This is a genomic window from Burkholderia sp. Ac-20379 (assembly GCF_017104645.1).
In the GTDB taxonomy this organism is placed as follows: Bacteria; Pseudomonadota; Gammaproteobacteria; order Burkholderiales; family Burkholderiaceae; genus Burkholderia.
In genome coordinates this window covers 1-10,965 of sequence record NZ_JAAGPF010000257.1, presented here as the reverse complement: position 1 = coordinate 10,965, position 10,965 = coordinate 1, and the positions used below count along the sequence as shown (strand labels likewise).

Genomic DNA, 10,965 nt, shown 5'->3' with positions numbered 1-10,965 from the left:
GCCGCCGCTGCCCGGGATCGCCTATTCGACCATCGAACGCCGCCGCGACGGCGACGAGCCGGGCCCGGCCGCGCGCGCGATGGCCGCGCATCTGGCCGCGCTGGCCGCGTCGATCTGAACGCGTCCGGCATCCGGCCCGAGGCGCACGCTCAACGCCCCGCGTCGCCCTGCCGGTACACCGCCGTCAGGTCGTCGAGCTGCGTCTTGAGCGCCGGATCGAGCGCATAATCGGCGGCGGCCAGCGTGTCGGCCAGTTGCTCGCGGCGGCTCGCGCCGAGAATCACCGAAGTAATCGCGGGATTCGCCAGCACCCACGCCACGCCGAGCGTCGGCAACGCCGTGCCGGCCGACTGCGCCAGCGCCTGCACCTGCTCGACCGTGCCGAACTCGCGCTCGCGCCAATAACGGTTCTTGTACATCGCGCCGAACGTGCCCATCTCGGGCGAGAAGCGGCCCGTGCCTGGATCGTCGCTCTGGCGGTAGCGGCCGGTCAGCATGCCGCCCGCCAGCGGGTTGAACGGATTGACGGCCAGCCCCTCCTCGCGCGCCAGCGGCAGCAGCTCGCGCTCGATCTCGCGGAACAGCAGGTTGTAGCGCGGCTGCACCGAGACGAAACGCGTCAGCCGCAGCAGTTCCTGCCGCCCGATCGCGCGCGCGAGCCGGTACGCCAGGAAATTCGACACGCCGATATAGCGCGCCTTGCCCGCGCGCACGATGGCGTCCATCGCCTCGATGGTCTCGTCCAGCGGCGTGTTGGCGTCGTCCATGTGCAACTGATAGAGATCGACGTAATCGGTATCGAGGCGGCGCAGCGACGCGTCGATCGCATCGAGCAGATGCTTGCGCGAGCCGCCGCGATCCCACGCCTGCGGCCCCATCGGCGCGCCGGCCTTGGTGGCCAGGATGAAGCGCTGGCGCTTGTCCTTGAGCCAACGCCCCGTGATCTCCTCCGAGCTGCCCACCTCGTGCGGCAGCGCGCCGCCCGGATACATGTTCGCCGTGTCGATGAAGTTCACGCCGGCCTCGGCCGCCGCGTCGAAGATCCGGAACGATTCCGCCTCGTCGGTCTGATGCCCGAACGTTCCGGTGCCGAGGCACAGCCGCGACACCTGCAAACCCGTACGACCCAGTTGCGTGAACTGCATGACCACCTCCGTCAGGAAACCCGCGAATCCCCGATGGATTCGCAAATATAGCGATCACTATAATTTGGGCGCAACGCGGCCGTCAAACGATTTATATTGAATGCTATATTTGAGCCCGACGCCCGCCAACGAAAGGAAACGCATGATCCGGCCACGAGTATTCGATGTCGACGCCGCGGTGGACACCGCCACCGACCTGTTCTGGCGGCAGGGCTACGAAGGCACGTCGCTGTCCGATCTGACGGGCGCGCTCGGCATCACGCCGCCGAGCTTCTATCACGCGTTCGGCAGCAAGGAGGCGCTGTTCCGCACCGTGCTGGAGCGCTACGGCGCGACGCGCCTGCAATACGCGGAAGACGCGACGCAATGCGCGACGGCGCGCGAGGTGGCCGAACAGATGCTGACGCGCTGGGCCGAGCTGTACACCGAGCCGGGCTTGCCGGCCGGCTGCCTGGCGTTCAACTGCTCGCTGGCGGGCGGCGGCCCGGAGAGCCTGATGGCGCAGGAGCTGGTCAAGCATCGCGACGCGCGGCGCGCCCGCCTGCGCGCGCGCTTCGAGCAGGCGCAGCAGGCCGGCGATCTCGCCGCCGATGCGAACCCGGACGCGCTGGCGCGCTACTTGATGGTGCTGGGTTGGGGCATGGCCTCCGACGCGCGCACCGGCGCGAGCCGTCAGGATCTGCTCGACATGGTGGCCGTGGCCATGCAGGCGTGGCCCGCCTGAAAGGTTTCGCAGGCCTGACGATCGCGTAGCGCCCTCTCTCGCACACACACGCATCGCGCTGTTCCGCGCATCCGTCGCCGGATCGGGGATCGATTCCTGCTAACCGCCCTGCCTCGGCGCACCGCCGCCGGCGAGGCAAGGAACGGTAACGCAAACGCCGCGCATTCCCCTGAACTTTGCGCACGCCGCTCGCTCAAGTCTATGTGCGCGCAACCAATTTCCGTCGTGCAAGCGCGCTGCAAGCCGTTTGCAATGCCTGCGTTGCGCGCCGTCTCGTGGCACCGTCCGCCAGCGTGCCCGGCGGCGCTCCCCGCGCCGCTCCGTCCATCCCGCATCGCCTGCCCGATGCGCCAACCGGAGGTATTCCCGTGCGAATCCTGACACTTCCCCTCGCCGCCCTTTGCATCTCGCTGACAGGCTGCGCCGCCTATCGCACCCACGAAGCCCGCGACGTCCAGGACGGCAAACTGGTCGGGGCCAATATTCTCGACGTCGTGCAATCGGTCGGGATTCCCGACAAGACGATGAAGCTCGTCAGCACCGGCGGCCCCGACGACCGCATGACCGCGCAGTGGAATTTCTCGAACTCGGACGCCGCGCTCGATCTGAACATCGTGCTGCTCGACCTGAAGGTGGGCGGCGCTGGTAAGTGCACCATGACGGCCACGGTGGACCGCTGGGGCGGCAAGGTGATGGCCGTGAATTTCCCGCAGGCGCACAGCGACAGCATCGGTTCGGACTACAGCGCCTGCGAGCCGCTGGTGGAGGAAGCGCTGAACCACATGCCGCACACGCCGATCGATCCGAAGTACGACGCGTTCGCACTGGTGGGCGCGGCGAAGTAGGCCGCCGCCCAGCCGCCCGCGCTCACGCGGGCGCCTGCCCCTCCTCGATGCCGAGCGCCGTCAGCAGCCACGCCTTGAACGTCTCGAACGCGTCATGACGATGCGGGCGGCGCGGATGCACGAGGTAATGCCCGATGTAGTTCACCTCGCGCGTGGTGCCGGCCAGCGGCCGCACCAGCTCGCCGCGCTGCAGCTCGCGCTCGGACAGCAGCGTCGATTCGAGCACCACGCCGAGCCCGTCCACCGCCGCCGCGATCGCCATCGAGCTGCGGTCGAAGCGCAGCCCGTAATGGGTGGGCGGCGGCAGGCCGTTGGCGTCGAACCAGCCCTTCCACTGATACATCTGCACCTCGCACTGGATCAGCGGCACGCGATACAGATCCTCGGGCTTGCGGATCCGCTCGGCCAGCGCGGGCGTGCAGAGCGGCGCCAGCCCTTCCTGCGCGAGCGGAATCTGCTCGTGCGCCGACGGCTTCGGCGTGCCGTACACGATGTCGAGATCGAAATCGTCGTCGAAGCGCGCGTATTCGGTGCTGGCCGAAAAGCGCAGGTCGATGTTCGGGTGATCGCGCACGAACGCGGCGAGCCGCGGCAGCAGCCATTGCGTCGCGAAGCTCGGCGCGGTGTGCAGCCGCAGCGGCGTGCGCTCGTCGCTGGTCAGCAGTGCGAAACCGCGCTGCATCTCGTCCATGCCGCGCTGGATGTGCTCCATCAGCATCGCGCCCTCGCGCGTGAGCCGCACCTCGCGCGTGCTGCGCTGGAACAGCCGGTGCCCGAGTAGATCCTCCATCTTGCGCACCGCGTGGCTGACGGCGCTCGGCGACAGGTTCAGCTCGCGCGCCGCCTCGGCGAACGACAGCGTGCGCGCGGCAGTCTCGAAAACCCTGATAGTCGAAAGCGGAATCTTGCGGAACACGTTCATGGGCGGCACTCGTGAATTCAATTCATGAGCTAGTGTAATCTTTTCTTTTGTCAGGCCCGAAACGGCGCGGATACAGTCGCCCCACCTCGTTCCCACCCGCCTCGATTGCTGAACAGGAAACACTGTCGGCGAGCGGCGCGGGTCGAGGAATCTCCCCCGTTTCTTGCAGGAACCGCCATGACAATGATGATGGAGATCGAGCCGCAAGCCGTCTCGACGCTCGCGAAACTCGCCGATCATGCCTATCGCATCCGCCGCTTCGCGCTGCGCATGGGCGAAGTGCAGGGCCAGGGCTATATCGGCCAGGCGCTCGGCCTCGCCGACGCGCTCGCCGTGACCTGGTGCCACGCGATGAACCTCCGCCCCGAGGATCCCGAATGGGAAGGCCGCGACCGCTTCCTGCTGTCGCACGGCCACTACGCGATCGCGCTGTACGCCGCGCTGATCGAGGCCGGCGTGATCGCCGAAGCCGAACTGGAAACCTACGGCTCGGACGACAGCCGCCTGCCGATGTCGGGCATGGCCACCTACACGCCCGGCATGGAAATCTCGGGCGGCTCGCTGGGCCAGGGCCTGACGATCGCCGTCGGCATGGCGCTCGGCCTGCGCCTGAAGGGCAACCCGGCGTTCGTCTACAACTCGATGTCCGACGGAGAGCTCGATGAAGGCGCAACCTGGGAAGCGGCGCTGTCCGCTGCGCACCACGGCCTCGGCAACCTCATCACGATGGTCGACATCAACCGCCAGCAGGCGGACGGCCCGTCGCACGACGTGCTCGGCTTCGAGCCGCTGGCCGACAAGTTCCTCGCGTTCGGCTGGCACGTCGAGCGCGTGGACGGCAACGACCTGCCGGCCGTGCTCGCGGCGTTCGACCGGGCGCGCGCGCTGACCGAGGCGAAGCCGCGCGTGGTGCTGCTCGACACGCTGATGGGCAAGGGCGTGCCGTTCCTCGAAACGCGCGAGAAGAACCACTTCATCCGCGTCGATCCGGAAGAATGGCAGCAGGCCATCGCCGTGCTCGACCAGCACCATGCGCAAAGCAAGCAAGGAGACCAGGCATGAGCGCCGTCGTTGACAAGAAGCCCCGCCTGACGACCTCGGCGATGATCGCCTCGATCGCCGCCGAAGGCCAGAAAACGCGCCCCGCCCCGTTCGGCCACGCACTCGTGGCGGAAGCGGAAGTGCGCAAGAACATCGTCGGCATGACCGCCGACCTGTCGAAATACACCGATCTGCACATCTTCGGCAAGGCGTTCCCCGAGCGCCACTTCCAGATGGGCATGGCCGAGCAGTTGCTGATGGGCGCGGCCGGCGGCATGGCCAAGGAAGGCTTCATTCCGTTCGCCACCACCTACGCCGTGTTCGCCACGCGCCGCGCGTACGATTTCATCCACCAGATCATCGCCGAGGAAAACCTCAACGTGAAGATCTGCGCGGCGCTGCCGGGCCTGACCACCGGCTACGGCCCGAGCCACCAGGCCACCGAAGATCTGGCACTGATGCGCGCGATTCCGGGCATGACCGTGATCGATCCGTGCGACGCGCTCGACACCGAGCAGGCCGTCAGCGCGATCGCCGCGCATCATGGCCCGGTGTACATGCGCCTGCTGCGCGGCAAGGTGCCCGCCGTGCTCGACGATTACGACTACACGTTCGAACTCGGCAAGGCCAAGATGCTGCGCGACGGCGCCGACGTGCTGATCATTTCGTCAGGCATCATGACGATGCGCGCGCTCGAAGCCGCCCAGGCGCTCGACGACGGCTCGGCCAGCGTGGGCGTGCTGCACGTGCCCACCATCAAGCCGCTCGACGAAGCCACCATCATCGAGCAGTGCAAGAAGCCGGGCCGCCTCGTGATCGTGGCGGAGAACCACAGCGTGATCGGCGGCCTCGGCGATGCGGTGACCAGCGCGCTGGTGCGCCACCGCGTGATGCCCGAATTCCGTCACATCGGCCTGCCCGACGCGTTCCTCGACGCCGGCGCGCTGCCGACGCTGCACGACCGTTACGGCATCTCGACGGATGCGATCGTCGCGAACATCAAGACCTGGCTCAAGTAACACCGGAGACACAGCACAATGAACGTCACATTCATCGGAATCGGCGCGATCGGCTTGCCGATGTCGCTCCAGATCCAGGGCGCCGGCCATGCCGTGACCGGCGTGGATCTGTCGGAACGCGCGCTCGAGATGGCGCGCGAGGCCGGCCTGCCGGCCGTCAACGCGTTCGCCGCCGCCCCCGCGCCCGACGTGGTGGTGGCGATGGTCGCCACGCCGCAGCAACTGGCCGCGCTGGTGGCCAGCGTGGGCGGGCAGCTCGCCGGCCAGACCTGGGTGGTCATGTCGACCGTCGGCCCGGATTCGGTGCGCGAACAGGGCGCGCTGCTGGCGGCCGCCGGCGCGCGCGTGGTGGATGCGCCCGTCACGGGCGGCACCGCCCGCGCCAAGACCGGCCAGCTCGTGATTTTCGCCTCGGGCGAAAAGGCCGACATCGACGCCGTGCGCCCCGTGCTCGACGCGATGGGCAGCGTGCGGATCGTCGGCCCGAAGCTCGGCGACGGCCAGGCGATCAAGGTGGTCAACCAGCACCTGTGCTCGGTGCATATCGTCGCCGCGGCCGAAGCGCTGAACCTGGCCAGCTCGCTCGGCCTCGACCAGGCCGCCGTGCTCGAACTGATCGAGAAAGGCGCGGCCGGCTCGTGGATGCTGTCCGATCGCGGCCCGCGCATGCTGCAGGGCACCGACGTCAACGTCACGAGCTCGATCAACATCTTCGTGAAGGACAGCGACCTCGTGGCCTCGGCCGCGCAGGCGTGCGGCGCCGCGGTGCCGCTGCTCGACATCGCGAATGCCCGCTACCGCGCGGCGGCGGACGCGGGCCTCGGCCTGCGCGACGACAGCCGCGTGATCGAAACCTGGCGCTGAGCGCAACACGGGCCGTACGGGGTACGGCCCGCAGCCCGCGCCAGGCGTGCCAGGCGCTCGACGAAGCGCGACACGACCCGGCCGCCCGATGCACCGGCGGCCGGCGCAGCAAGCAACGGAGACATCACACATGACTACCCATAACGAAGGCCGCGCACTGAAAGTGGCCGTGGCATCGATGGTCGGCTCGGCGGTCGAGAGCTACGACTTCTTCATCTACGGCACCGCCGCCGCCGCGTGGTTCGGCAAGATCTTCTTCCATACGACGGAGCCGCTGATCGGCATCCTGGCCGCGTTCGCGACGCTGGCCGTCGGCTTCCTGATGCGCCCGCTCGGCGGCTATCTGGCCGGCCACTACGGCGACCGCATCGGCCGCAAGGCCGTGCTGTTCTGGGCGCTGGCCGGGATGGGCGCCGCCACAGTGCTGATCGGCGTGCTGCCCACCTACCAGCAGGCCGGCGTGCTCGCGCCCACCCTGCTGATCCTGCTGCGCATGGCGCAGGGCATCGGCTTCGGCGCGGAATGGGGCGGCGCGGTGCTGATGGCCGTCGAGCATGCGCCCGAAAAGCGCCGCGGCTTCTTCGGCGCGGTGCCGCAACTCGGCATTCCGCTCGGCCTGCTGCTGGCCAACGGCGCGTTCCTGCTGTCGAGCGAGCTGTTCACCGGCGACTGGATCTGGCGCATGCCGTTCCTGATGTCGTTCCTGATGGTGGCGATCGGCATCTTCATCCGGATGAGCGTGGCCGAATCGCCCGATTTCGAGAAGGTCAAGGCCGAGAACAAGGTCGTGAAGGCCCCCGCGCTCGAAGTGATCAAGAGCGACTGGCGCAGCATCCTGAAGATCATGGGCCTGCGCATGGCCGAAACCGGCGGCTACTACATCACCACCAGCTTCATGCTGTCGTACGTGGCGCTCGCGCACGTGTCCACCACCAAGCACATCCTGTGGGGCACGCTGATCGGCTCCGCGATCGGCCTGGCGAGCCACCTGATCTACGGCGCGCTCAGCGACAAAATCGGCCGCCGCCCGGTGTTCCTGTTCGGCGCGATCTTCACGATTCTGTTCGGCATCCCGATGTTCATGCTGATCAACACCGGCGCGCTGATCATGGTGATCGTGGCCGTGGCGCTGTCGCTGCTGTTCAGCCACGATCCGATCTTCGCCGTGGAATCGAGCTGGTTCTCCGAGCAGTTCCCCGCCCACGTGCGCTCGTCCGGCATCTCGCTCGGCTACAACGGCGCGTCGGTGATCGCGGGCCTGCTGCCGATGGTGGCCACCGCGCTGTTCGGCGTGTTCGGCTGGATCGGGCCGGCGCTGATGTTCTCGTCGCTCGGCATCATCTCGGCGGCGTGCGCGCTGACCATGCGCGAAACCGCGCCCGCCGTGGTGGCCAAAGGCCGGGGCGACGCCGGTTCGGAGCGGCGCTACGCGGCCTGAGCGTCGCTTCGCCGAGCCGTTGCATCATGGAAAAACCGCCCTTCGGGGCGGTTTTTTATTGGGGCCGTGCGTTCTGTCATGCGAAGCGGTTTACAGTGACGGCCTTCGCTCTTCGAGTTTGCCGCCCAAGCCGCCATGTCCAAACGGATCCACTTCAAGCACCCCGCGCGCACGGATTGGGTTTCGGTGCCGACCGGGTTCAACTGGCCCGCGTTGCTGCTCGGCGGCTTCTGGGCGCTCGCGAAGAAGCTGTGGCTCGTCGCGCTGATCATGCTCGCGGTGGAACTCGTGCTCGGCTTCATCGGCGACCTGCCCGGCGCGATCGGCTGGATCGCCACCGGGCTGAGCCTTCTCTTTTCGATTTATTGCGGCTGGCGCGCCAACGCGTGGCACTGCCGCACGCTCGAACGGCGGGGTTGGGTGCGGCAGGAACCGGCCGCGCCCTCGCCTGCTGCGTCCATCCAGGGCGTTTAACGTGTTTAGCGTGTGCGCACCGGCCGCACGACGATGTCGTTCGTGTCGACGTCTTCCGGCTGCGTGATCGCGTGCAGCACCGCCCGGCCGATCGCGTCCGGCTGGATGCTGATCTGCCGGTACGTGCGCATCAGTTCCGCCGCCGCCGGATCGGTGATCGTGTGCGCCAGCTCCGATTCCACCACGCCCGGATAGACGCAGGTCACGCGCAACGTTTCGCTCTCCTGACGCAAGCCTTCCGAAATCGCCCGCACCGCGTATTTCGTCGCGCAATACACGGCCGCCGTGGGCGATACCGCCAGCCCGCCCACCGACGAGATGTTGACGATATGGCCGTGCCCCTGGCGATCCATCACCGGCAGCACCGCCGCGATGCCGTGCAGCACGCCGCGGATGTTCACGTCGATCATGCGATCCCATTCGTCCACTTTCAGCGAGCGCATCAGTGAAAGCGGCATCACGCCCGCATTGTTGACCAGCACGTCCACGGTGCCGAACGCGTCCTGCGCCCGCGCCACGAAATCCTCCATCTGCGCGCGCTGCGTGACGTCCAGCGCCTGAACCTCGACCTGCGCGCCATCCGCGCGCAATTCCGCCGCCAGCGCTTCGAGCCGTTCCGTGCGGCGCGCGCCCAGCACCAGCTTCGCGCCTGCCGCCGCCGCGACGCGGGCAATGCCCTCGCCGATGCCCGCCGAAGCGCCCGTGATCAGAATCGTCTTGTCCGTTCGATTGGTTTGGGTGTCCATCGTGTTTTGCCTGTCATGGGTGAGCGCTCGGTTGGAGGAAGTGCGTCGCGACACCTGGACAATACGCGGCAGCCCTGCGAGGATCGAGCCGTTCCCGTTACATGGCTCAGTAAGCCCTGCTTACCAATGACAGACTTTTTCGATGGCATGGACGTGTTCCTGGCCGTGGCGGAAACATTGAGCTTCCGCCGCGCGGGCGAACGGCTCGGCGTGACGCGCCCCGCCGTCAGCCAGGCGATCGGCCGGCTGGAGGTGCGCGTGGGCGTGCCGCTGTTCCAGCGCACCACGCGCACCGTGCGCCTGACCGAGGCCGGCGAGAAACTGCTCGACTCGCTCGCGCCCGCCCGCGCCGCGCTCGCGCAGACGCTCGACGCCATCGGCGACGCGCAAGGCGAGCCGCGCGGCACGATCCGGCTCGTGGTGTCGTCGATTGCCGAAAGCGTGATGCAGGGGCAATCGCTGGCGCGCTTCATCGAGCGCTACCCAGGCATCGCGCTCGACGTGTTCGTGACCGACGACGAGTTCGACATCTTCAAGGAAGGCTACGACGCCGGCGTGCGGCTCGGTGAAGTGATCGAGGCCGACATGGTTGCCGTGCCCGTATCGCAGCCGCAACGGCAGATCGCCGTGGCCTCGCCCGCCTACTGCGCGCGGCGCGGCGTGCCGGCGCACCCGCGCGATCTGGCCGATTTCGACTGCATCGGCTGGCGGCCCGCGCCCGACACCGCGCCCTACCGATGGGAATTCGCCGAAGCCGGCCGCGCGTTCGACGTGGCCGTGCAGCCGCGCACCACCACCAACGACATGCGCGTGATGATTCACACCGCCCTAGCCGGTGCGGGGATCACGTTCGGGATGGCGGAGACGTTTGCGCCTTATCTTGCGCGCGGGGAATTGGTGACGGTGCTGGAGGCGTTTTGCCCGGAGATTCCGGGGTTTTATCTTTACTTTCCGATGGCGGGAAGACGGTCGGGGAAGTTGCGGGCTTTGATTGGGTGTTTGCGGGTGGGGGGTGAATGAATCAGTGATTGCCGTTGCTTCATTTAGGCAATGCATATGTTCATATTTTCCGCTTATGATTTCGCATTCCTGCTCTTGACGGATCATTCATATGGCTAGCGATCGCACGGTGCTTTGTATTCCTGGTTCGTGGGAAACACGCGCCGATTTGATTGCAGCCTTGATCCATGCGGATACCGGATATCTGTTCGCCGGCGGGATACTCATGCAGATGGAATCGCAGGACGCCTTCCGGGTTCATTTTGAAAGCGCGGACGAGCGTATGGCGTCGGCTTTTCATGCGGCTGGACCGCATTGGCGCGACAGCAGCGAAATGGCGGCGATCGCGCAGCATAAATCCGTGGTGTATGTGGTCGATGAAGGCGGTAGCCGCGCCAGGATCGAAGCGTTGATGGCTGCGGGTGCGGCGCTGATTGATGCCGGTGGGCTGGGGGTGAAGGTGGAAAGCTCGGGGGTGGCGCACTCGCCGGAGCAATGGCGCGATTATGTGGCCAATGTTCATCTGCTGAGCGCGTATCGGGCGTTCGTGGTGACGGTGGGCAGCGATGCGCCTTATACCTGCGGCATGCATAACTTTGGGATGAAGGATGTTCGGCTGTCTGGACTGCCCAGGGAATGCTAGACGCTGCCGGCCTATGATTTGAGCATAGGAGGGCGTCATGAGTGCACAGAGATTTACCCCGGAATTCAAGCAGGAAGCGGTTCGGCAAATCACGGAACGGGGCTA

The 10,965-nt window shown here is 67.1% G+C and carries 12 protein-coding genes; 9 read left to right on the top strand and 3 right to left on the bottom strand.

What is annotated here, in order from left to right:
• Positions 1 to 149 precede the first annotated feature (149 nt).
• Complete coding sequence (locus tag G3N92_RS25090; RefSeq protein ID WP_206130293.1) at positions 150 to 1,145, bottom strand: aldo/keto reductase; 996 nt, start codon at positions 1,143 to 1,145, stop codon at positions 150 to 152.
• Between the two features lie 142 nt (positions 1,146 to 1,287).
• On the opposite strand from G3N92_RS25090, the gene G3N92_RS25085 reads away from it, so the two are divergent.
• On the top strand, positions 1,288 to 1,869 hold the full coding sequence (locus G3N92_RS25085; RefSeq protein WP_206130292.1) for a TetR/AcrR family transcriptional regulator: 582 nt from the start codon (positions 1,288 to 1,290) through the stop codon (positions 1,867 to 1,869).
• Positions 1,870 to 2,237: 368 nt separating this feature from the next.
• Positions 2,238 to 2,714: a hypothetical protein gene (locus G3N92_RS25080; protein ID WP_206130291.1), complete on the top strand. Its 477-nt coding sequence runs from the start codon at positions 2,238 to 2,240 to the stop codon at positions 2,712 to 2,714.
• A gap of 22 nt (positions 2,715 to 2,736) precedes the next feature.
• On the opposite strand, the gene G3N92_RS25075 is transcribed toward G3N92_RS25080, so the two are convergent.
• Positions 2,737 to 3,636, bottom strand: a complete 900-nt coding sequence (locus tag G3N92_RS25075) for a LysR substrate-binding domain-containing protein (RefSeq protein WP_206130290.1) — start codon at positions 3,634 to 3,636, stop codon at positions 2,737 to 2,739.
• A gap of 183 nt (positions 3,637 to 3,819) precedes the next feature.
• Between G3N92_RS25075 and G3N92_RS25070 the strand changes: the two genes are divergently transcribed.
• The 5 genes from G3N92_RS25070 (at position 3,820) to G3N92_RS25050 (ending at position 8,472) form a co-directional block, all read left to right on the top strand.
• Positions 3,820 to 4,698 carry a transketolase gene (locus tag G3N92_RS25070; protein ID WP_241015008.1) on the top strand — a complete coding sequence of 293 codons (879 nt, stop codon included), beginning with the start codon at positions 3,820 to 3,822 and terminating at the stop codon, positions 4,696 to 4,698.
• A complete protein-coding gene (locus G3N92_RS25065; protein WP_206130289.1) occupies positions 4,695 to 5,696 on the top strand; it encodes a transketolase family protein in 1,002 nt (333 codons plus the stop codon). Before G3N92_RS25070 ends, G3N92_RS25065 begins: the two co-directional genes overlap by 4 nt.
• An 18-nt stretch (positions 5,697 to 5,714) precedes the next feature.
• Positions 5,715 to 6,560, top strand: coding sequence for an NAD(P)-dependent oxidoreductase (locus G3N92_RS25060; RefSeq protein ID WP_206130288.1), 846 nt, complete (start codon positions 5,715 to 5,717; stop codon positions 6,558 to 6,560).
• Positions 6,561 to 6,690: 130 nt separating this feature from the next.
• On the top strand, positions 6,691 to 7,998 hold the full coding sequence (locus tag G3N92_RS25055; protein ID WP_206130287.1) for an MFS transporter: 1,308 nt from the start codon (positions 6,691 to 6,693) through the stop codon (positions 7,996 to 7,998).
• A gap of 135 nt (positions 7,999 to 8,133) precedes the next feature.
• Positions 8,134 to 8,472, top strand: a complete 339-nt coding sequence (locus tag G3N92_RS25050) for a DUF2628 domain-containing protein (RefSeq protein WP_206130286.1) — start codon at positions 8,134 to 8,136, stop codon at positions 8,470 to 8,472.
• Positions 8,473 to 8,477: 5 nt separating this feature from the next.
• Here the strand turns inward: G3N92_RS25050 and G3N92_RS25045 are convergent, their stop codons facing one another.
• Positions 8,478 to 9,218 carry an SDR family oxidoreductase gene (locus tag G3N92_RS25045; RefSeq protein ID WP_206130285.1) on the bottom strand — a complete coding sequence of 247 codons (741 nt, stop codon included), beginning with the start codon at positions 9,216 to 9,218 and terminating at the stop codon, positions 8,478 to 8,480.
• 126 nt (positions 9,219 to 9,344) lie between these two features.
• Here G3N92_RS25045 and G3N92_RS25040 point away from each other — a divergent pair, with 126 nt between their 5' ends.
• Together G3N92_RS25040 and G3N92_RS25035 are read left to right on the top strand one after the other, a co-directional pair.
• Complete coding sequence (locus G3N92_RS25040; RefSeq protein WP_206130284.1) at positions 9,345 to 10,238, top strand: LysR family transcriptional regulator; 894 nt, start codon at positions 9,345 to 9,347, stop codon at positions 10,236 to 10,238.
• A 91-nt stretch (positions 10,239 to 10,329) separates the two neighbouring features.
• Positions 10,330 to 10,860, top strand: coding sequence for a hypothetical protein (locus G3N92_RS25035; protein ID WP_206130283.1), 531 nt, complete (start codon positions 10,330 to 10,332; stop codon positions 10,858 to 10,860).
• The last annotated feature ends 105 nt before the right edge of the window (positions 10,861 to 10,965 follow it).